The sequence below is a fragment of the Cysteiniphilum marinum genome, assembly GCF_014857925.1.
Taxonomy (GTDB): Bacteria; Pseudomonadota; Gammaproteobacteria; order Francisellales; family Francisellaceae; genus Caedibacter; species Caedibacter marinus.
This window is the reverse complement of record NZ_JACYVZ010000007.1, coordinates 1-21,711: the sequence shown is the minus strand read 5'-3', so window position 1 is coordinate 21,711 and position 21,711 is coordinate 1. Positions and strand designations below refer to the sequence as shown.

The following is a 21,711-nucleotide window of genomic DNA, read 5'->3' as shown; positions in this document are numbered from 1 at the left end:
AAGAGCTAGAGGCTAAAATCGCCACAAAGGAGTAAAACAATGGCAAAAATGATGAAATATATAACAATAGTGGCAGTGTTTTTAATGTTAAGTGGCTGCTCGTTAATCCCTTGGTATCATTCGACAACAATGACGGTTAAGGTTGACATGTCAAAAGATGCCAATGATAAACAGCCAATCACAATGTTGATTAGTCAACCGGCAGATCAAAAGAATTTTGTTACCGCAGATTACGCAACCATTAGCCAAAGCGCACTTGATCAAGGCGTTAGCCGCTATGTATTTATGCCAGATCAAGGGGCACAGAAGATCTCTTTAGATGTGAGTGATACGCCTGTTGCTATTTATTTTATCTTAAAGCATCAACCGGTATCTGGTTGGAAATATTATACTGAGAAACCTCAAGGTGAAAGTGTGAGTTTCACCATTAATCAATTTAGTGTTAAAAAGGACTTATAATGGCAAAGCACGCAATCGCAATGAACAGCGACGGGATTTCGGTTGCTGTCAAAGGTAAAGAAGAAAAAGAAGTCTGCAATATTCAATATAAAAGTGCGGGTGATGCGGTATTGCAAATTGGCAATGAATACAATTTAAAAGCTGAAAAAACAATTGCATTTGTCGTTGGTGATATCACGGTTAAAGTGACTACAGATGAAGTGTTGATTCAAAAAAGTAGCACGAGCATTTCACTTAAAGACAAGGATATTAAGCTTGCAGTGGGTAGTAGTGTGATTGAAGTCAAAGACGGTGAGATTACGCTTAACGCGGATAAAGTCAGTATTACGGGTTCCAGTTCACTTAGTTTAAAATCAACAAGTAGTGCAAGCTTGCAAGGTGGTAGTGTTGCTGTTAAGGCTACTCAAGCGGCTTCTGTACAAGGTATGACAGTAGATATTAAAGGCACGACAAGTACAACGGTAAAAGGTTTAACCACCTCGGTGGGTTAAGGATTGGCTATGGCAAATGAGTTGACATATTTCCAAAAGTTTATCGAAAATTTACCGCTCTACAATGAAAGTGAAACACAAGGCTTGACACAAAAAAGTAGTGTTTTGCAGCGTAACTTAAGTGCATTGAAACAGTATGCGAGTCCTGATTATAAAGCCAGTGGTCTTGAGAATGTTAATCTTGATCAAACACAGAAATTAATTGCGGATTTGACCTTAAGATCAACTCAAGCACCAGATGCTTCAAGTATACAAAGTTTAAAAGCGGCAAATGATGCATTAACCGATGCAAGATCCGCTGGTGATATGTCAAAAGTTGCTCAAATATCCGAAAGTTTAAGTCTGCAAGTAAGTAATTTTCAGCAAAGTGAAAAGAAAGCGCTATTAACGAGGCAATCACAGCGAATTAATGTTGATCCGCAAACCATGACACCGAGTAGTGAATATATCAATGCCTTGAGTGACCAACTAAAGAAAAGCCAAACACAAGCGCCTGCAATAGGCGCTACTAATGTAGCAAACGATAGCAATCAAAAGACAAGCCTAGTACAGATTCATAAAAATATTCTCGGCTTAAATTCAGAAAGTAGTGTTGAAGATATCAATAGCCAGACACAGGCGTATGCCCAGTATCAAGAGAATCTATCAAAAGAGTTAAGTGATTTGAGTAATGGGAATAAAGGAAATAATGGAAATAAGGGCAAAGATGCAGTAAATGAGATTGCAAAAAAGCAAACCTTAGCTGATTTTATGAGCTATCCCAATGCCCCTTTCGATGCTAAGACTGCAAATACAGCTGTTTTACCCATGAGTGATCAATTAATGATGAAAAACACAGATTTCTTGCAGCAAACAGGGCAAATACAATTGCCTGAGCATGATGCTAAAATGGTTAAATCAATCGTCAGTTATCATGAAAAAGTTACCAAAGCACAAAGCGTTCAGCTAGGAGATCCAAATACGGTATCAGAACATGTGCAAGCGCTAGCAGGTAATACGCAAGATCCACAAAAGCAACAAGCATTGAATAAGCTTAATGGGCAAGTGCAAAGTTGGTCGATGTTTGTGGTACCTGCTGGTTTACCGCTTGTAGCTGAAAATGTCAGTAAAAAGGCGCGGATGTTAGGCGATACGCAATCAACAGCATCCAAGCAAAGTCAGTCAGCAGAAAATCGCAAGATGGAGGTTGTTGCTGGTGAGGGTGTAGTGATGGTGTTAAATGATGATAGTACATTGTATCTTATTGGCAGTGATCTACAAATTGCTAAGCAGGCGCGTTTCGAGCAAGCATTTGCAAGTATGCCATCGCAGCAAGTGACACGATTGCAAAGTGATTATTTGACGAGTGTTGCTAAAGTGGCGCCAAGTTTACTCATTGCTCAATCACAGGTAAGCACATCACCATTATCAGAATTAACCAATGCGAATGCTGCGGTTATGACAGAATTCTCGGGATTAAAAACAAGTGCGTTGGCATGGCAAGGAGATTCGAGTAGCGATGAGCTTTTAGCAAATTATCAAACACATTTACAAAGCACAACAGCGGCGTTAGATCATTTTAAGCAGCAAGTTCCAAATGCTTTGGCATTTCAATCACAACTTGCCGCAAATGCTAATGCACTACATGACTCACTTTGTCCATGTGTGCCTGATATGAGTTTCGATGCACAAGAGATGCTGCCAAAAATGACTGAGCTACAAAGCGCATTAGATCATTTGCCTAGACTACCTCAATTACCCGAAGGTGGAAGCTTTGATAGTAGTGCTATTGTTGGACCTTATACGGCAAGTTTAAATGCAATGTTGGCTGAACAAGGTAATGTGTCATTGGCATTGCAGGCAAGTATCAATGCGGAAATTATGAAGCTTAAAAATCTATCACAAAATCTACCTAAAACACCGACGGCGAATATGCAAATGGCAAGCTGTTTGTGTGATGAAGTATTGGATGCTTTTAGCCAATTAAAATCACTTATTGCTAAGATCAGTTTACCTAATGTCAATACACCAAGCTTGGCATCATTGCCTGATTTGGCAAGCTTTTTGCAAGATATTGATCTTAATACTATGTCATTGCCTGATGTGTTAAGTTTGCTTAAGCAAATTCAAATGGAGCTTGATGCATTATGTCAAAGTTTAGCAAATGCGATGAGTTTCTCGATGCCGCCCTTGATGGGAGTGCCAAACTTACCTCCGCTGTCGGTTGATCTATTATCTCCTTTACAAGACTTGCAAAATTGCTTGTCAATGTTGCTCAATAAGGAGGTACCATTACCTAGCGGTGTCTCTATGGCGAGTGTGGCTAATCTTAATGACATCTTAGAGCCAGTACTTAATTATCAGCATCAACTTATGGCATTGGATCAACAAAATTTTATCAATGCCATGGGGAGCCCATCGCTACCTAACATGCAAGCCTTGTTAAGTGGTGCGACACCTAGTATGTCAACATCTGGTATCCCGAGTGTCAACGACCTAATTCCTGAAACACCCGTGCTGTTGAATCAGCTACAAAGTTGTGAGAATTTAGCACATATTGAAGATGAAATTAATGAGATTAATAATGCCTTAGCTCTAGCCGCAGGCGAGATTGGCTCACATGCGCAAAAGTCAAAAAATGCAGCCAAAGCGTTAGATGAAATGCAGGCAAAAACGATACAGATGCAAAATGTAATCGCAGTTCAGCAGCGTAACATTCAAAGCGTGCAAACAGCGCAACAGGTTGTCAAGCAAGCTGAATTTGAGGTTGCTTTAGCAAATTTAAATAATTCGATAAGTAATACAGCCGTATTAAGTGGTCAAACAGCGAGTGCATTAAGTGCCAGTAGCGGCTCACCACAGGCAACAATGGTCACTTGTACAAGCTCGCAAATGTTATGCACTTTTGGTTTGGGTCCTGGGATGTATAGTACGTTACGTGCAACCGTGCTGATTAATAACAAGCCGGCAGCTAATATCACCGATGCGGCACCTATGGTAAATATTTTGCCGATGCCAAGTTGCACAGCAGTGACGAATCCGGCATGGAATCCATTAAAACCTATTTCGCCGTGCATTCCAGCAGGACAGTTTATCCCAACGAATATTATGACGATGGTGCAAGGCTCTCCCATTAACACGATGAATAATAAAGCGATGTGTACGACGGCAGTTGGCGGAGTTATTAGCTTTATTAATCCATCACAAATGACAACGATGACAGGATGAAAGGTATGAATTTTTTCGATGAAAAAACGGCTTTTGTTAGCAAAAACTATGATTTATCCGATGATCATTATCAGGTGTTGACCCATTTGTTTGAGGCATTGGGCAAGGATATTCAAAGCAACTTGGTGGCACAACTTAGAAGTGAGCGAGATTATCGTTTATCGCGTTATAATCAAAATCTCTTAATGCAGTTGCCTAAGCATATGCTCATTGCTGTTAAGTCAAAGATTAAAAAAGCCTGCTTAAGCCTTGAGCCAAAAGAGCGTTTTGATGTTTATGATATTCAAGCAAAAAAACAGTTTCATTATAGTAATTTAAGCGAAGTTAATTTGACGTGTTTTAAAGTTGATCATGTCGATTTAACAACGACCTCAACGCAAGTTTCATTACAGACTGATGCCCCAACAGAGCTTAATCACAATGTCTTTGATTTGTGGGTCAATCCTTTGTTGTGGAAGCAAGGCGAGTTTAAACTGTGTCAATTAAAAGAAATGTTGCTTAAAGAAAATAAAATTAAGGTGTGTGTCATCTATGATGATGGTACGCAAAAGGAAGTGTTAGCGACGGTTTACAATAGTGATGCATATACCTTGGGTTTAAATGATAAAACGCGTCTAGATTTATTGTCACCTGAGTTTTCTTTAAAATTAAGCATTGAGCTGTCGCAGATTCCGGTGACTGAGACGACTGCCAAAGTCAAAGAAATGATGTTGATGTTTCCCGTGGGGATATATGATAGAGCAGACTTTTTTGAGCTCATTAGCCAGAAGGATCGATTGTTTATTACTAATGTTATCCCACTATTTAATCTCTTTGAAGCCTATTCAACGTCACAAAAAATTGATGAGCGTTACGATAAAATCCCTTTGCTCCATCCAGAGGATCCTGAGGCTCGCGCTTGTTATGTTCATCAAGTATGGGTTAATAACCAGCCGTATAAAGATTACTACAATCATACGGTCAGTGAATATGTCTTTCATAAGCATGTCGGTAAACTTAGTTACTCTCCTAAAGATATCAATGAGGCGCTAGATATTGAGAAAAGGATTTTTGCCAAAGTAGAATGGACCCAAAAAGCCGAACACGGTAGTTTGATCAAGGTAAGCACCAATAGTTTTAACACTCAAAGTGCGCACTTTGAGTTGATTGCTTTAAAGTCCGAGCTAAGACTAAATAGCTTTCGTCATATTGATCGTGTGGTGCAGGTTTTTAGAGCTTTTTCTGATCTAGATATTCGTAATAATGATGGGTTTTTATTGGCATTAAAATTCCTCTATGGTGAGGAAAATGCAGAAAGATATCAGTTTTTTAAATCAGTAATTAAATCAGTTAATTATGATCATGTGAGCAATGTACTTGTTATTGAGGCAGCTTATCCGCATTATTATGCTTATGTGCGATATGTGGCTAATGTTGTGACGCGATTTTTCTATATCAACTCACCTCAAGTAGTCGAAGTGAAAGTGCTTGTAAAATAAAATAAAACAAGGGTTCTATAGCACCTTGATCTGCCCCGTCAATTTGGCGCACGGTTTAACATTATTTGAGAGCTTCTCTGTGTCTCTAACTGTGGTTTACAATATGGGCGGTATAGTTATAAATTCTGCGCCTTGTGCTGTAAATAGTGATCAATAAGGACAAGTGCTAACATCGCCTCGGCGATTGGTACACCGCGAATGCCGACACATGGGTCGTGACGGCCCTTGGTAATGACTTCACATTGATTACCATGAATATCGATTGAGCGACCAGGTACTAAAATGCTTGAAGTGGCTTTAAAGGCAATGCTTACCAAGATATCTTGTCCTGAGGAAATCCCACCTAAAATACCGCCGGCGTGATTGCTTAAAAAGCCTTTATCTTTAATGTATTCATCGCGATGCTCACTACCTTTTTGGCTAACAACATCAAAACCATCACCAATAGCTACCGCTTTAACGGCATTAATACTCATCAATGCTTTAGCAATATCAGCATCTAAGCGATCAAATACCGGTTCACCCAATCCAACAGGGATATTACGTGCAACAACGTTGACCTTGGCACCAATAGAATCCCCTTGCTTGCGAATGGACTGCATCAACTCCTCAAGCTGAGGGATCTTTTGAGGATCCGCACAGAAAAAAGGATTTTGCGCAATAAAACTTTGATCTTTAAGCTCAAGCTCAATATCACCAATTTGTGAAACATAGCCAAATATTTCGCTATTAAAGCGCTCTTTTAATATCTTTTTGGCAATCGCACCTGCTGCAACACGCATTGCTGTTTCTCTTGCTGATGAGCGTCCACCACCACGATAGTCACGAATGCCATATTTATGAAAATAGGTAAAATCAGCATGTCCTGGGCGAAACTGATCTTTGATCTCGCCATAGTCTTTGGATTTCTGGTCGGTGTTTTCAATGATTAAACCAATCGGCGCTCCTGTTGTTTTGCCTTCAAATACACCAGATAAAATCTTGACCTGATCGGGTTCGCGTCGCTGTGTGGTGAACTTTGATTGTCCTGGTTTACGTCGATCTAAATCTACTTGCAAATCGTTTTCACTTAATGGCAATCCTGGCGGGCAGCCATCGACAATCGCACCTAGTGCCAAACCATGACTCTCACCAAAAGTAGTGACTTTAAAAAGCGTTCCTAATGTATTACCTGGCATCTTGATAGCCCTCGGTAAATATTGATCGATAAGTTTTGAGCTCATCATAGGTCAATAAGAACACACCGTCACCTCCATCTTCAAAGTTAAGCCATGTGAAAGGCACGCTTTGAAAGGCTTCTTGTAACGCATACTGGCTATTGCCGACTTCAACGATCAATACGCCACCTTCATTCAGATAATCAAGTGCGTTAACTAAGATTTTACGTGTAATATCTAAACCATCATCACCAGAGCCTAATGCTAATGCTGGTTCTTTTAAGTACTCTTGTGGCATAGATGCCAAATCATTCATATCAACATACGGCGGATTAGAGATAATCAAATCAAACTTCTGGTCTGTTAGATTTGCAAACAAATCCGATTGCACTGCAGTAACACGCTGTTCCATATCATGCTGTTTGATATTACGCTTAGCCACTTCTAGTGCATCTTCTGAGATATCGCTTAATATCACTTGCGCATCAGGAAATACATGTGCTGTTGCAATACCAATACAACCACTTCCAGTACATAGATCCAATACGCGCTCGACATTATGATGATTAACCCATGGCTCAAACTCATTGCGAATCAGCTCACCAAGCGGTGAACGCGGTACGATAACGCGTTGATCAACATAGAACTTCATCCCCGCAAACCATGCCGTTTTTGTAAGATACGGCAATGGCACACGATCAACCACGCGTCTATACACCCATTTAATCACTTTTTGACGTTCTACATGCGTCAAGCGCGCATCCAAAATACGATTATCAATATCCAGTGGCAAATAAAGCGCTTGTAGCACTAAGTGTACTGCTTCATCCCATGCCGAATCCGTACCATGCCCATAAAAAAGCTCTGCCTCTAGAAAACGAGAAGTCGCCCAACGCAGATAATCACGGATTGTATGTAAGTCCTGTGCCAATGCATCAACATTGACATCTCCACCAAATATATCACTCATCTTTTACCCTTACTTATGCTTTATGTGCCTTACGCTCTTTTCCAGATTGTGCCCGTTGCTGAGTCTTCAAGCAATACGCCTTGCTCTGTTAGCGTTTGGCGAATCTGGTCTGCTTTGGCGTAGTCTTTATTCTTTTTCGCATTAATACGCTCAGCAATCATAGTCTCAATCACCTCATCACTTAAATCATCAGCAACACTATACTTAAAATAGCTCTCTGGCGAGTGCTTAAGGATGCCTAATACATTAGCAAGCTCCAATAACAACTGAGCAAAGCCAACTGCTTTTTGTTGGTCACTTGTGCGATATTTATTGATCTCTTTGGCAATGGCAAATAACACTGGCAATGCTTCTGGTGTGTTAAAGTCATTATTCATCGCTTGTTTAAAGTCATTAATATATTGCTTTGCTTCTGCTATTTCTGCTGTCTTTTCAGTAATATCAATGCCACGTAGTGCCGTGTATAAGCGTTCAATTGCTGCTTTTGCCTGATCTAAATTTTCCTTAGAGTAGTTGATTTCACTGCGATATTGTCCTGAAATCAAAAAGAAGCGAACCACTTCAGGGTGATACTCAGATAATACCTCTTTGATGGTGAAGAAGTTATTCAATGATTTAGACATCTTCTCATCATCAACCTGCACCATGCCAGAGTGCAACCAGTAATTAGCAAAGCTGCAACCATTAGCCGCTTCCGATTGCGCGATCTCATTCTCGTGATGCGGGAAACGTAAATCTGAACCTCCTGCATGAATATCAAAATTATCCCCCAAGAGGTTTTTAGACATTGCTGAGCACTCAATATGCCAACCAGGGCGACCTTGTCCCCATGGTGAATCCCAACTTGGCTCACCGGCTTTGGCAGCTTTCCACAATACAAAGTCTAGGGGATTTTCTTTTTGTTCATTACTTTCAATCCGCGCACCAACACGCAAGTGCTCCAAACTTTGCTTACTTAATTTGCCATAGTCATTAAATGCTTCAACGCGATAATAAACATCGCCATTGCCCGGTGCATAAGCAAAGCCTTTAGCAATCAGATTTTCGATCATCTGGCACATTTCAGGAATCGTTTGCGTAGCTCGCGGGTCAAAATCAGGTCTTAGGATATTTAAACGATCCAAATCGTCATACATGCTTTTGATCGTACGCTCAACGAGTTCATCAGTTGATTCACCGTTTTCATTGGCACGCTTAATAATCTTATCGTCAATGTCGGTGATATTGCGCACATAAGTTACATCGTAATTACAAAAGCGAAAATAACGCACGATAACATCAAAGGCGATCTGGGTGCGCGCATGTCCAATATGACAATCATCATAAACCGTCATACCACAGACATACATTTTTAATTTTTGTGGGCTAATCGGCTGAAACAGTTCTTTCTTTCCAGATAATGAATTGTATAAATAGATATTCATGAATCTTGCATTGGCATGGTTATAATAAGCTTATGTTACCATCGCCTTAGCAAGGTTGAAATACACAATTCACAATTGTGTCATTTTATGCTTTAAGCTCTGGCGTCGGTTGACCAATATCATTATAAAATTCCTGTACAAAATCCTCAAAACGATCTTCATCTAGCGCATTACGGATATTCTTCATCAAGCGTTGATAATAAGTGATATTGTGAATTGTATTTAAACGTGCACCCAAGCTTTCCTTGGTTTTATCCAAATGATGTAAATAACTTCTTGAGAAATTCTTACAAGTGTAGCAATCACAGCTCTCATCTAATGGTGAGGTATCTGTTTTATATTGACTGTTACGAATACGGATAACACCGCTTTTGACAAACAAATGACCATTGCGGGCATTTCTTGATGGCATCACGCAATCAAACATATCTACACCTCGGCGCACACCCTCAACCAGATCTTGCGGCTTACCAACACCCATTAAATAGCGTGGTTTATCTTCAGGCATTTGATGTGCTGTATGATCTAAGATACGGATCATATCAGGCTTGGGCTCACCAACAGACAAACCACCAATTGCGTAACCATCAAAGCCTATATCCGTTAATGCTTTTAAGGATTGATCACGTAAATGCTCATACATCCCACCTTGGATAATCCCAAATAAAGCCGATGGATTATCGCCATGCGCGATTTTGCTTCTTAATGCCCAGCGCATCGATAACTCCATCGATGCCTTTGTTTCAAGCTCTGTTGCCGGATACGGTGTACACTCATCAAAACACATTACGATATCAGATCCTAGATCACGCTGGATCTGCATTGAGATTTCAGGGTCTAAAAATACTTTAGATCCATCAAGTGGCGAGCGAAAGGTAACCCCTTTTTCGGTAAGCTTTCTCAATGCACCCAGACTAAACACCTGAAAGCCACCAGAATCCGTTAATATCGGTCCTTGCCACTGCATAAAATCATGTAAATCACCATGCATTTTAACAATCTCAGTGCCTGGACGCAGCCATAAGTGAAAAGTATTGCCAAGTAAGATTTCAGCGCCCGTGGCTTTGACATCTTCAGGTGACAAAGATTTGACTGCACCATAAGTGCCTACTGGCATAAACGCAGGTGTTTGCACCTGACCACGCTCAAATTGTAAAGTGCCGCGACGCGCTTTGGCACTTTTCTTTAATAAAGTAAATTTCATGTTATGCGACCACTATCGACAATAAAGGGCTCATGATATACCCTCAGATAAAAAGGGGAAATGTTATTTTAATGATTATTCTAAAATAGCGATCATATCTTCAATGGGGCGCGCAATCGCCGCTTTGTCTCTCGTCTCCAATATTGGGCGCTGCATTAATTTAGGTGTTTTTACTAAAATCTCTGCAATTTCACTATCTGATAGTTCTTCAACATCATTGATATTTAAAGATTTAAAATCATCATCACTGCTGCGAATAAGCATGTGCTTGGCAGCGGTCAACTTCTCTAAAAGTCGCAATATATCTGTTTGAGATAGCGGTGTATTGAGATATTCAATCACTTCAACTTCATAATTGTTTTGCGTTAAAAACGCTAATGCTGCACGCGATTTACTACAGCGGGGGTTGTGGTATAGCTTATACATATCAATTATCCAAATGAATTTTCTAATATTGTTAATACTAGTTTTATTTGGCATTGCAAACAACAATTTTTAGGTTTTTTGAAGCAATACGCATACGTTAAATTGAATTATTATCTAGGTATTGTATAAACACTTTCGCGATAAAGCCCCAAGATACTCTTATATTAGCCTAATACATTCAAACTCTAGTGTTCCGCATTCTCAAGATCACGTTAACTTCATTAACACAATCTGCATGACAATTTCATTTTTTTTGTGTATTTTGCGGCAATGATATTTTCATATACTGAAATGAGGGAACTTAAACATGCTTAAAAAAGCCACATTAATTACATCTTGCATTGTCTTTGCGTCATTCGCGCAAACAACAGCTGCCAACACACATAGCCCATTAAATCCTGGCGTTACAATGAGTGAGCTCAGTCAGCGCATGCCAGTACATTGGGTATCTGTTGAGCAAATTAAACAAAGTTTAGCCAATACCAAACCCATTAATGTCGGCTTCGATGTTGATGATACTCTGCTATTCTCAAGTCCTGGCTTCTTTCGCGGCAAGCAAGCGTTCTCACCAAAGAGCAATGAGTATCTCAAGAATCCTAAATTTTGGCAGAAAATGAATAATGACTGGGATTATTTTTCGATTCCCAAGCAGTCAGGATATGCACTTATCCAAATGCATCTTAAGCGAGGAGATCATATTTACTTTATTACGGGAAGACCTAAAACAAAAACAGAAAAATTAACAAGCATTCTGCAGCATGATTTTGATATTCCCAAAGATAAAATGAATCCAGTTATTTTTAGTGGTCCTAAGCATGGCGCGAAAACGCCTTATATTAAAGAACATAAAATTACGCTTTATTATGGCGATTCTGATGGGGATATTAGCGATGCCCGCGCTGCAGGTGCCAAAGCAATCCGTATCCTGCGACCTTTAAACTCAACGCATAAACCGATGCCACACAATGGTAAATTTGGCGAAGAAGTACTTATCAACTCTCAATATTAAACTTAATTTGAACTTATTTGCATATTACGCTTGATTTTAAACTTTTTTAGAACATAATAAGCGATATACCACTCGTGAATCATTTTGCGTTGTTTAATGTCAAAGAAGTTTTTGAAAATTTTGAGTCATTGGATTGCAGGTAATAGCAAGGACTATTAGCAATATCAAATGGCTCAAAAGAACAATAAATTCAATGGCAGAAAGACTGTAAAATGGTTTGCGGGTGGTATAGATCAACGGCAAGGAGACAGGTTCATGTTAAATAACAAAGAGCAGCAAGTTTTAAACATTATCCAGAGTTTTCAGGTTGAAAATGGCTACTCACCTACTTTTAGTGACATTGCGGAAGCTTTGAATCTCAAATCAAAAGCCACAATTTCTTACTATATTAAAGCGCTCAAAGAAAAGGGGTATATTCATATCCCTAAAGGTAAGCGCAAGCATATTGAAATCATTGATCAAGCAGATAATGGGCAGCATAATCTTCTTCATTTACCATTGGTTGGCACGATTGCCGCAGGTTTACCGTTAGAAGCTTATGAAGTGATCGAAACCATTGATTTATCTGAACTTCTGAATATGCCTGATCGCTATTTGTTAAAAATATCCGGCAACTCAATGCAAGAAAGTGGCATTTTAGATGGTGATCTAGTGTTGATTCAAAAACAACATATTGCCCGTAACGGTCAGATTGTCGTGGCATTAATCGATGAAAAGGAAGCAACATTAAAAGAATTTAAAATGCAGGATAATAAAACTGTAACACTTATTCCCCACAATGAAGACCTCCCCCCGATGATCTATCCTGCGCATCGCGTGAGCATTCAAGGTGTTTACTTGGGAATGCGCTTGGATAGGTCATTTTTGCTATAGAAAAAGAGAAGGAGAAAATCATGCTGAAATTTAACGGTCAAATCAGTTATACTTTGCAGCTAAGTAAATATGAACAGAAACATTATGAGCAACGCCGCCAAGCGCTTAAGCAGCGTCTTTATCAAAGCGTATAATGTCAATTCGTTAAATTAATTTTAAATAACTGAAGTTATGTATTTTATAAACACCCCGTCAGCCTGCGGCTGCCACCCCTCTTGCAAAGAGGGGAATTAGGCAATGGTGATTTTATATTCCCCTCTTTGCAAGAGGGGTGCCGAGTTTGCGAGGCGGGGTGTTGAAATAGAAAAAGTGCATGATCTTATGTAAATAAAAACCAAACCAGGAGGGTTTATGAAACATTCATCTTCATTTGAAAATAATTTGCGCCATACCGAGCTTAAGCTTGAGGTTGAAGAAATGCTAAGTGCCGGTGTGCCTTTATCGGTGATTGCCAAAACGCTAAAACTAAAAATTAGCGATATTTTAGACTTGCAATAAATTCAGATTGTATATGAGCTTAACTGTACTGACGACGATAAAAGAGCCTCTTAGCCTAAGTGACTTTTTAACACAAATTAAACAAACCATTGATGAACACTTTAAAGGTAATCGTGGTTATTGGGTGCGTGGCGAAATCTCACAATGGCAAAAAAACGCAGGGCATTTTTATGGTGAGCTTGTTGAGTTTGATGATAATACCCAACAAATGATTGCCAAAGTACGCATCAATATGTGGGCAAGCATGGCGATTAAGATTAATACTAAATTCCAACGCAGTACAGGTGAATCGTTAAAATCAGGACTAAAAGTATTGCTTTTAATCGAGCCGAGCTTTCATCAAACCTTTGGCTTAAGCCTTAATATTCTTGATATTGACCCAAGCTTCACCTTGGGTGATCGTCAAGCGCGCAAACAAGCTATTTTAACTCGATTGGAGCAAGAAGGATTACACCATAGAAATCTTAAGCTTGAGACACCTAATGATTTCACACACGTTGCCGTCATATCAAGTAAACACGCGGCAGGGCTTCAAGATTTTTTTACTGAAGCAAAGCTCTTACAGAAACATCACCTATGCCAATTTGATGTTTATCATGCCAGTATGCAAGGCAAAACTTGTGCAACTGAAATTACCACACAATTGCGCACGATTTACAAATCCATAAAAGCACATCAGAAAAACTATGACTGCATTGTCATTATACGTGGTGGAGGTGCTGAATCTGATCTTGATGGCTTTAATTACTTTGAGCCAGCCAATGCAATTTGTCATATGCCGATTGCTGTTTTTACCGGTATTGGGCATAAGCGTGATCAAACGATACTTGATCAACTTGCCAATAAAAGTTTTGATACCCCATCTAAGGTCATTCAATTTATTAAAGAAAATATCAGTACCAAAGCGCAAAATGCACAAAAGCATTTTGACTTTACTATTAGCCAAGCACGTCATTTAGTGCAACACCATCATAAAGATGTTGAGTCTAAACAAACTTCAGCGCAGCACCTTATAAAAACAACGTTAAATCATCATAAAACGATTTATACGCATTATTTCCAATTAATTATAAGCTTCTCAAAAGAAGCCTTAAGTTATCAAAAACAACTGCATGAGCGCCACTACCATGAATTAATGCAGTTAACACATCGTTATACACATATCGCGCAAACTAATATTGAATATATTGCAACACATGTACACACGTTAGCAAAAGCGATGTTACAACAGCACGCATTTCAAATTGCCCACTGGCATTCAAGCACATTGACGCAAGCCAGAGTTGTCTTAGAATACGCCAACAACACTGCTCAAGCGCAGTATAAGTTAATCTTAAGCGCTTCAATTGAACCAACACTTAAGCGTGGCTTTAGCCTAACGAGTTATGAAGGGAAATATATTACCTCTGCCCAAAGTGCCAAAAGCTGTGATAAACTCACCCTTCATTACCATGATGGTCAAATAGCTGCAGAGATTACAAATGACAAATAAAACCAAAACTTATGCCGAGAACTATGCCATTTTAGAAGAGATAAACTACCAACTTCAGCAAGGGCAAAATAACCCCAACATGATCGATGAGCTTGCCCCCATGTTGGAAAAAGCATCCAAAAGCTATCTTATTTGCAAAGAGCGTATTGCCGCTGCGGAGAAGTTTATCGCTGAATTTGAGAATAAAAATAATCTCTAAAGCACCACTTCGACACTTCATTTCCAGCAGCATCGTGCTACCATGCCATTTATTAATAGATACCTTTTAATGAGTCTTTTTGTGTTACTACGGCAGCTAAACTGTTTGTTATTCTTGTTAGTGTTTAACCTATTTGGTTTTGCTAATGCTAATAATTTCTTAACGGATAATAGTTTTAGCAATATTGATCTCTTTAGCTCACCTGAACAATCCTTTAATCAGCTGAGCGTGATAGAAACTCAAAACAAAGGTGAAATCACCTTATGCTGGCGTATTCCCAAAGGACAATACCTTTATAAAAAAAAGATCAGCATACAGCTACAACATGCTGATCAAGCAAAGCTTGGTGAGATTTACTTTCCTTCAGCAACCACACATCCTGTATTTAAAGATGAACAAGTTTATACAAATCAATTATCATTACGAATTCCACTTTCAGGTGAAATAACATCTCACAGCAAGCTCGAGGTTAAATACCAAAGTTGTGATAAAAACTTATGTCATTTGCCCCAAGTCAAAGAAATTAAAATTGATCCAAACGTATTACCCTATGAACAAAATGACTTTAACTGGTTAGGTATTTTAGCACTTCTTGGTGTTGGCTTATTACTTGCCTTCACACCTTGCGTTTTACCTATGTTACCAATTATCAGCGCCATTGTTGTCGGTAAAAATCACAGTAAATTTTACAGCTTTCTATTAGCGCTTTCCTATGTGCTTGGAATGTCGGTGATGTATGCCATTTTGGGAATTATTATTAGCAGCATTGGACTATCTTTCCAGATTTTCTTTCAGCAAAGCTGGGTCATCATTCTACTTGCCGCATTATTTGCTATATTAGCGCTATCCATGTTTGGTGCTTTTCAAATTCAACTGCCTCAAGCGCTTAGTGCGCGCCTTGGACAATCACAACACAATATTAAAACCGGCGGCATATTCGCAAGCTTTCTCATGGGTGCAATTGCAAGCTTGGTATTATCACCTTGCACATCAGCCCCTTTAATTGGAGTATTAACGACCATTGTGCAAACAGGTGATATTCTTTATGGAGGGGTAGCACTTTTTGCGCTAGGTTTTGGTATGGGTGTGCCTCTGATGCTTATTGCGCTTGGACTTAAGCGCTTTGTACCGAAATCAGGCGCATGGATGCAGGAAATCAAAGTCATTTTTGGCTTTGCGATGTTAGCAATGGCAATTTTCCTTTTAAGTCGCATTACGCTATTAGAAGCTATTATTTTTAGCCTATATGTTCTATTGATTAGTGTTTACGTAATCTATCTTGTTTATGCATCTGTTATATCCGCATCTATCCAACAAAAAACCAAACATTTTATTGCGGCTGTTATCCTGTTTTTGGTGCTATTAATCATAGTTGCTAATCACACTTTACACACCGTAAACAAGACAAGCACGACCTCTACACAAAACGATTTCACTACAGTATCTAATAGCCAAGAGCTCGAGCAACAAGTCACTTTAGCATTAAAAACGCATCAATATGTTCTAATCGACTACTTTGCACATTGGTGTGAGAATTGCTTAAAGCTTAAAGCCATTTTGCTATCGCCTACCATGCAAGACTACTTTAAGAAAAATAATATCAAGGTTATTAAGGTGGATGTTTCAGACTATAACGCCAATAGCACGGAGCTGCTTAAAACGGCGAACGTATTAGGTTTACCAACACTTATTTTGCGCAATCAACAAAATAGTGAAATTAAGCGCATTGCTGGGGTAGTTGATATTAATGCATTGAAGCAGCAATTGAATGTAGCGCTTTCAAAAGAGCATGCGGCTATAAATATCAAATTTCCTTAAAATACCGTAGAACTACGCTATTTTTTTGAGATTTCATTTGTATAATGACGCTTGTTCCTGGTGAGCGCATTTTGATCATATTGGTCGAATAAGGATGATCTCCTTAGTTAGAATAATCATAAAAGTATAATGGGGTTATGTATGAGCAAATTTCTTTCAAAAGAGAAGATTAAGGCAATAAGTTTAACAAGTTTATTAACTGTTATGGGTGCTTTTTTGAGCGCCTGTGGTGGTGGGGCGGGTAGTGATGATTCATCGCGTGCTGCGACAAAACAAGTGATAACCAGTGTCTCTGCTTTTAGTATCTATGGTATTAAAGCGCAACAAGAATCGTTGCTTGAAATTAACCTTGCTTATTCATTTGATAGCATCAACAATGCCGAGCCTGATTACCCTGAGGTAAGTACTATTGTTAATAAATTGAATGAGCAACTTCAGCCATATGATTTAGTGGTGACTAATAAATCATGCGGATCAACTTTGTCCGTGAATACTACAACCTGTTTATTAAGTGTGAAGGATGTGCGTAAAGACATGGAGCATAATAGGAAATTTAGCTTATCCTATGGTGAAAATTGTATAGATGCTCGATGTGCACAACCTGTGGTATCCTATAATTCTATTCTTGAGAGTGCTTCAAGCGTGTACGAAAACTCTGATACAAAACGCCAATTAACCTTTGCAGATCAAACTTTGTATTTAAAAAATAACAATCAAGATGTGCCATATCTTGCTAAATCATATTATATCAAATTGCAAAGTGGAAATGACTTTAGGATTGAAGAAGTGTTTAGACCAAAGCAAACAGATGCTCAGCTAGTAATCGAAAAAATGAATGACGGAAAACTATATAAAGTAAGCTATGCAAAGCCTTTTTCAGGCCTTAATGAGGGTGTCGTTGATATTTTAGATGTTGCTTCAAGCGACACGGTGCAGTATTGCCTAGATCAAGCGTGCAAAAGCCCTGTGTTTTTATGATAAAACCTGAGTTGAAACTACTCATGCTCAACTCAAGTTACCTGCTTTAAGGGTCTACTTTAATTAAATCTTTAATTCAATTATTATTCACTTACTGTAGGGTAGGATATATACTGCTCATCAATAATTTTTTGGGTGTTCAAATGTTAGGGTGATTATGATGCAAAGTAGAGCGCATGGTGGTATTATATTTCTTTTTGTTATTGCGCTGGCGGATGCTATTAGTTTTTCAGTATGGCAAAGTGTCATTGCGAGTATACACCCAGTTTATGTTACCCTCACGTCAACTACTTTAGATGCATTGGCAGTTAATATGTACCAAGGCGTATTGTTTTCGGCTGCATTTATATTGTGCTTTTGGATCGGTTATTTAAGTGATCGAAGTCATTGTGTTAGGTTACTAAGATATTGTTTACTCGTCTTGATGTTGGGCTATATCTTGCTTTTATGTGAGGTCAAGTTTGGCTTTAAAGAAATAACACTCGTAGATGGTGTGATTTTTTGTTTTATTGCAATCTTTACGAGTGCACATTATTGTATCCTAACACTCTGTGTGTATATTGCTATCAACAACATAGACTGTCAAAATACGCGCCTAGATCAGGGCTATCTAATAGCTATAATATTTATATCGACTTATTCTGTTTACAGAATTTTTTCATCGCTATTACTGCATTTTCGATCAATGTTTAGCTTGAGTACTTTGGTTTTTGCTGCAGTTATTTTAATATTCATCGCTTATTTTATATGCTTTTTATTGAGATGTAATATACAAAGCAATATTTCTAAAGCAAAGAAAAGCAAGATGTTGGCAAGCTTTCTCCTTGCAAACTTAAGCTTATTTAAGAACAGAAATTTTGTGTACATTATCATTTCAGCGGTATTGTTTTATCAGGTGGTGGGCATATCAACAGGATTGATGATTGATTTTTATACTTCAATGCCTTATCCGTTATCGGTGATACTATTGATACAAATAGCAATTAATGTATTAATGTTCTTGAGTGCATTTACAATATACCCAGTGATAATAAAGATCTTTTCACCACAGAAAGTTAATTATGTCGCATTTTGTATAACCGTGTCTTTTTGTATTTTATTCAAAGTCTTGAGTATCATAGGTGCGGAATTAGCAGCAATCATCGTGTATCCGGTGATATTATGGTTTGGCATGCTGGCTTTAACTACTTATCTGCCATTATTATATCAACACGAGAAGCGCAAAATGGGGATGAGCTTTGGTGTTTACTACGCGATAACATTAGTCACTTGGCCATTAGTGTACACCTATTATAATCTGGGAATTGGCTTGCTTTTATGTGTGTTAGTATTGCTTGCTGTTCTCAATATTCTCGCCATAAGATCATTGAGTTAAAAATTCTATGGGTAATATTAACCATCTTAAAAAAATGATCCCTTTGCCCATGGCTGTTGCCATTATTATCCTGATCCTTTTGATTGTTGGTATAAATAGTTTTTTTGCTGCACAAACGCTCATTGGGTTGCGTCAAGACAATAAAAGGCTCAATAACCTCAGTGACGATAGCTTAGTTAAGGTAATGGATGTCGTATTGGGTGATTGGGGGCGATCAGCTCGGAAAGGTGGGGCAGTAAATTTACAAATACAGAAAATGCAATTAGCATTAGATGGTACCGTATTTCAGGTGACAAGAGAAGTTTCAGCTCAGCCGCAATGTAATATAAAGTTAAATAGAGAACAATTAACACATGATATCATTCATCAATTTGTTCTACATGATAATAATAACTGCTTATCTGTTTACTCAAATGATGGAAATGGCTGGCTTAATATTTATATTGATATAGAGTCGCGACCAATTAAAATGAGTATGCTTGCTATTCTGTTGCAGTTACTTTATTGCTTACTGGCCTTGTTGGTTATTTTTGTTTTTCTTAGGGCGATTGGGATAGGTGGTATTATCATTAGATTAAGACAAAGCTCGCTTATAATGCCAGATAGCTCTCCCAAAAAACTCAACCTATTTAAAGCAAATACAGTGAAGAATCTGATAGAGGCAAATTATCAAGCGATCAATGAAATCGTGAAACTTAAGTTAAACATGGCTGCAGTAAGTCATGATCTCAAATCACCTGTATCAAAATTGTTATTTAGAGTTAGAAATAACTATATAGACAACCTGCAAAGTATTTGTGAAAAAACAATGATCGAAATGAATACGATGCTTAACGATATACTCATAAGCTCAAAACCGCTAGATAGGAAAAAATGCGTGAGTATGGATATTAAGTCGTTCCTTAAGGAAATAGTGGCTGAATATCAAGAAAATGCTATGCTTATACCAGTCAATTATTCTCAAAAAATTAATGTTTTAGTTGATCGAGCGTTGTTTAAACGCGCAATAGACAATTTGATCAATAATGCGATTAAGTATGGAAATTATGCACAGATTAGTTATGTCATTGAGAGTAAATATGTCAATATTTATATTCAGGATCAAGGCTATGGTGTCGATAAAAGCGTTTTATCTGGCTTAAAGAAGCCATTTAGTCAAGGGGATAGTGCCTTGCCTGGGCATGGTCTTGGATTGTATATCGCTAATGAAATCATTCAAAAGCACCAAGGGGAGTTGACATTTGCCAATAATACAAATAGTACAGGATTAACGGTGACCATTAAGCTAAAAATAATAGAAGGTGCTTGATCATATCCGCATTCACCGTGGGACTATCAACGCCAAATAGTCAGGGACGCTACAATTCGTCACGTATTGTGTTTACTAAAATACCTCATTTCTGAACCATGCCTATATATTGAGCTTCTTTTGAACCACGCCTAAATATTAACTCAAAGTCACGATCATCTCCCAAGTCTTTTTGCTTGAAAAAATACTTTTGAGCCTCATTAACATTTTCTTTTAACGCTTGTTTCATAGAATGATAAGCTTTCAATTCATACTCATAACTTGCTTTCGTATTCCCGTGCTTAATAGCATCTATTTTATCCACCACATTGACTTTAAAATCATCAGTCGCCTGCTCAAGTACATGTAATGGATCTTTTTCAATTAAAAGTTGATTAATAGCCTTTTCTGCTGAGTTCACTTGGTAGTAATTAATCAAGAAAAATGGCACTTTGTATTCAATATTATTTACTATAGCTTTACAAGGCGCATAAGTTTTCTTAGGTGCGTTTTCTTGATCAATTTCACACATATCATGAAAGTTTCTTAAAACCTGCGCTATAGATTTATTTTTTACGTTATCAGTCCAGTTTGTTAGCCACTTTTCTAATTTTTTATCTTTTTTAGAAAACTCTTTTAGTGTTCTATACCCTATGTGATCAATATATTGCTTTTGAGTTTCCATTGGCAAAAGTGCTAAAGCGCGTGAAGAAATAAAATCAGACTTTATCATTAGTTTATCAAAATTACCTATTCCTAGCTTATCAATGTATAGCGCTCTATTCTCCTCTGAAAGTTCTTCAAGTATTTTTGTAAAGTTAAAATCGATTAGCGCGGCACGTCTTCTTTCTCCATGATTCTTAATATACTCCTTTGAGCTATTATTACTACTGTACTCCAGATGATTCTTCTGATCTTTTGACATGTTAATAACTTCGATTGTCAAATCAACTAATTGATTAATGCCTTCATCAATATACTTCTTTTGAGTATCTGCTGTGACAGTAAGTTGATTGGCTATCTTTTGAAATTGTTTAGCTTTCCAAGAAAATGATAATATAATACTCCCCATATTTTGGACCACAGTTAGAGACACAAAAAGCGTCTCAAAAATGTTAAACTGTGTGCCAAGTTAGGAGGTAAAAATGCCAGTATAATACTCCCCATATTTTGGACCACAGTTAGAGACACAAAAAGCGCCTCAAAAATGTTAAACTGTGTGCCAAGTTAGGAGGTAAAAATGCCAGCTAAGAAGAATAAAAGCTATACAGCAGAATTTAAAGCCAAGGTTGCTTTGGACGCGATAAAAGGCGATTTAACGATTAATGAGATTTCCTCAAAGTATGGTGTGCATTCAACGCAGAT

Annotated in this window: 20 protein-coding genes; 14 read left to right on the top strand and 6 right to left on the bottom strand. The window is 38.2% G+C overall.

What is annotated here, in order from left to right; all coding sequences use genetic code 11:
* Positions 1-39: 39 nt before the first annotated feature.
* The 4 genes from iglE to iglH are packed head-to-tail and all read left to right on the top strand — an operon-like array spanning position 40 to position 5,635.
* Entirely contained in the window at positions 40-459 is a 420-nt protein-coding gene (iglE, locus tag IE867_RS05470; protein ID WP_192483772.1) for a type VI secretion system lipoprotein IglE, read from the top strand.
* Positions 459-950, top strand: coding sequence for a type VI secretion system tip protein TssI/VgrG (gene tssI / locus IE867_RS05465; RefSeq protein ID WP_192483771.1), 492 nt, complete (start codon positions 459-461; stop codon positions 948-950). Before iglE ends, tssI begins: the two co-directional genes overlap by 1 nt.
* 9 nt (positions 951-959) lie before the next feature.
* A complete protein-coding gene (locus tag IE867_RS05460; protein ID WP_192483770.1) occupies positions 960-4,157 on the top strand; it encodes a DUF4280 domain-containing protein in 3,198 nt (1,065 codons plus the stop codon).
* A gap of 5 nt (positions 4,158-4,162) precedes the next feature.
* Positions 4,163-5,635 (top strand): type VI secretion system baseplate subunit TssF/IglH, encoded by a 1,473-nt coding sequence (iglH, locus tag IE867_RS05455; protein ID WP_192483769.1) that lies wholly within the window; start codon positions 4,163-4,165, stop codon positions 5,633-5,635.
* Between the two features lie 116 nt (positions 5,636-5,751).
* On the opposite strand, the gene aroC is transcribed toward iglH, so the two are convergent.
* From aroC to IE867_RS05430, 5 genes are all read right to left on the bottom strand, one after another.
* The gene (gene aroC, locus IE867_RS05450) at positions 5,752-6,813 is read right to left on the bottom strand and encodes a chorismate synthase (RefSeq protein ID WP_192483768.1); all 1,062 of its coding nucleotides are present in this window, start codon (positions 6,811-6,813) and stop codon (positions 5,752-5,754) included.
* The gene (prmB, locus tag IE867_RS05445) at positions 6,803-7,762 is read right to left on the bottom strand and encodes a 50S ribosomal protein L3 N(5)-glutamine methyltransferase (protein WP_192483767.1); all 960 of its coding nucleotides are present in this window, start codon (positions 7,760-7,762) and stop codon (positions 6,803-6,805) included. Before prmB ends, aroC begins: the two co-directional genes overlap by 11 nt.
* 29 nt (positions 7,763-7,791) lie before the next feature.
* Complete coding sequence (cysS, locus tag IE867_RS05440) at positions 7,792-9,180, bottom strand: cysteine--tRNA ligase (protein WP_449720071.1); 1,389 nt, start codon at positions 9,178-9,180, stop codon at positions 7,792-7,794.
* Positions 9,181-9,271: 91 nt separating this feature from the next.
* Positions 9,272-10,390, bottom strand: coding sequence for a tRNA guanosine(34) transglycosylase Tgt (gene tgt / locus IE867_RS05435; RefSeq protein ID WP_192483765.1), 1,119 nt, complete (start codon positions 10,388-10,390; stop codon positions 9,272-9,274).
* A 75-nt stretch (positions 10,391-10,465) separates the two neighbouring features.
* Entirely contained in the window at positions 10,466-10,816 is a 351-nt protein-coding gene (locus IE867_RS05430; RefSeq protein ID WP_192483764.1) for an ArsC/Spx/MgsR family protein, read from the bottom strand.
* A gap of 307 nt (positions 10,817-11,123) precedes the next feature.
* On the opposite strand from IE867_RS05430, the gene aphA reads away from it, so the two are divergent.
* The 9 genes from aphA to IE867_RS05385 all read left to right on the top strand — a co-directional run bounded on the left by aphA (position 11,124) and on the right by IE867_RS05385 (position 20,367).
* Positions 11,124-11,825: an acid phosphatase AphA gene (gene aphA / locus IE867_RS05425; protein WP_192483763.1), complete on the top strand. Its 702-nt coding sequence runs from the start codon at positions 11,124-11,126 to the stop codon at positions 11,823-11,825.
* Positions 11,826-12,080: 255 nt separating this feature from the next.
* Positions 12,081-12,698, top strand: a complete 618-nt coding sequence (lexA, locus tag IE867_RS05420) for a transcriptional repressor LexA (protein ID WP_192483762.1) — start codon at positions 12,081-12,083, stop codon at positions 12,696-12,698.
* 351 nt (positions 12,699-13,049) lie between these two features.
* The gene (locus IE867_RS05415; RefSeq protein ID WP_192483761.1) at positions 13,050-13,196 is read left to right on the top strand and encodes a hypothetical protein; all 147 of its coding nucleotides are present in this window, start codon (positions 13,050-13,052) and stop codon (positions 13,194-13,196) included.
* 13 nt (positions 13,197-13,209) lie between these two features.
* Positions 13,210-14,688: an exodeoxyribonuclease VII large subunit gene (gene xseA, locus IE867_RS05410; protein WP_192483760.1), complete on the top strand. Its 1,479-nt coding sequence runs from the start codon at positions 13,210-13,212 to the stop codon at positions 14,686-14,688.
* A complete protein-coding gene (gene xseB, locus IE867_RS05405; protein ID WP_192483759.1) occupies positions 14,678-14,887 on the top strand; it encodes an exodeoxyribonuclease VII small subunit in 210 nt (69 codons plus the stop codon). Before xseA ends, xseB begins: the two co-directional genes overlap by 11 nt.
* An 81-nt stretch (positions 14,888-14,968) precedes the next feature.
* On the top strand, positions 14,969-16,705 hold the full coding sequence (gene dsbD / locus IE867_RS05400; RefSeq protein WP_192483758.1) for a protein-disulfide reductase DsbD: 1,737 nt from the start codon (positions 14,969-14,971) through the stop codon (positions 16,703-16,705).
* Between the two features lie 141 nt (positions 16,706-16,846).
* Positions 16,847-17,683 (top strand): hypothetical protein, encoded by an 837-nt coding sequence (locus IE867_RS05395; protein ID WP_192483757.1) that lies wholly within the window; start codon positions 16,847-16,849, stop codon positions 17,681-17,683.
* Positions 17,684-17,840: 157 nt separating this feature from the next.
* Positions 17,841-19,058, top strand: coding sequence for a hypothetical protein (locus tag IE867_RS05390; protein WP_192483756.1), 1,218 nt, complete (start codon positions 17,841-17,843; stop codon positions 19,056-19,058).
* A 7-nt stretch (positions 19,059-19,065) separates the two neighbouring features.
* A complete protein-coding gene (locus IE867_RS05385; RefSeq protein WP_192483755.1) occupies positions 19,066-20,367 on the top strand; it encodes a sensor histidine kinase in 1,302 nt (433 codons plus the stop codon).
* An 85-nt stretch (positions 20,368-20,452) separates the two neighbouring features.
* Here the strand turns inward: IE867_RS05385 and IE867_RS05380 are convergent, their stop codons facing one another.
* On the bottom strand, positions 20,453-21,418 hold the full coding sequence (locus IE867_RS05380; protein ID WP_192483754.1) for a hypothetical protein: 966 nt from the start codon (positions 21,416-21,418) through the stop codon (positions 20,453-20,455).
* Between the two features lie 168 nt (positions 21,419-21,586).
* Here IE867_RS05380 and IE867_RS05375 point away from each other — a divergent pair.
* On the top strand, positions 21,587-21,711 hold a 125-nt coding region (locus IE867_RS05375), incomplete at its 3' end, for a transposase (protein WP_192483753.1).

Excerpts from the sequence above, each read along its gene's own strand:
- iglE (WP_192483772.1), top strand. The coding sequence starts at position 40 with ATGGCAAAAATGATGAAATATATAACAATAGTGGCAGTGTTTTTAATG.
- tssI (WP_192483771.1), top strand. The coding sequence starts at position 459 with ATGGCAAAGCACGCAATCGCAATGAACAGCGACGGGATTTCGGTTGCT.
- IE867_RS05460 (WP_192483770.1), top strand. The coding sequence starts at position 960 with ATGGCAAATGAGTTGACATATTTCCAAAAGTTTATCGAAAATTTACCG.
- iglH (WP_192483769.1), top strand. The coding sequence starts at position 4,163 with ATGAATTTTTTCGATGAAAAAACGGCTTTTGTTAGCAAAAACTATGAT.
- aroC (WP_192483768.1), bottom strand. The coding sequence starts at position 6,813 with ATGCCAGGTAATACATTAGGAACGCTTTTTAAAGTCACTACTTTTGGT.
- prmB (WP_192483767.1), bottom strand. The coding sequence starts at position 7,762 with ATGAGTGATATATTTGGTGGAGATGTCAATGTTGATGCATTGGCACAG.
- tgt (WP_192483765.1), bottom strand. The coding sequence starts at position 10,390 with ATGAAATTTACTTTATTAAAGAAAAGTGCCAAAGCGCGTCGCGGCACT.
- IE867_RS05430 (WP_192483764.1), bottom strand. The coding sequence starts at position 10,816 with ATGTATAAGCTATACCACAACCCCCGCTGTAGTAAATCGCGTGCAGCA.
- aphA (WP_192483763.1), top strand. The coding sequence starts at position 11,124 with ATGCTTAAAAAAGCCACATTAATTACATCTTGCATTGTCTTTGCGTCA.
- lexA (WP_192483762.1), top strand. The coding sequence starts at position 12,081 with ATGTTAAATAACAAAGAGCAGCAAGTTTTAAACATTATCCAGAGTTTT.
- IE867_RS05415 (WP_192483761.1), top strand. The coding sequence starts at position 13,050 with ATGAAACATTCATCTTCATTTGAAAATAATTTGCGCCATACCGAGCTT.
- xseA (WP_192483760.1), top strand. The coding sequence starts at position 13,210 with ATGAGCTTAACTGTACTGACGACGATAAAAGAGCCTCTTAGCCTAAGT.
- xseB (WP_192483759.1), top strand. The coding sequence starts at position 14,678 with ATGACAAATAAAACCAAAACTTATGCCGAGAACTATGCCATTTTAGAA.
- IE867_RS05395 (WP_192483757.1), top strand. The coding sequence starts at position 16,847 with ATGAGCAAATTTCTTTCAAAAGAGAAGATTAAGGCAATAAGTTTAACA.
- IE867_RS05390 (WP_192483756.1), top strand. The coding sequence starts at position 17,841 with ATGATGCAAAGTAGAGCGCATGGTGGTATTATATTTCTTTTTGTTATT.
- IE867_RS05385 (WP_192483755.1), top strand. The coding sequence starts at position 19,066 with ATGGGTAATATTAACCATCTTAAAAAAATGATCCCTTTGCCCATGGCT.
- IE867_RS05380 (WP_192483754.1), bottom strand. The coding sequence starts at position 21,418 with ATGGGGAGTATTATATTATCATTTTCTTGGAAAGCTAAACAATTTCAA.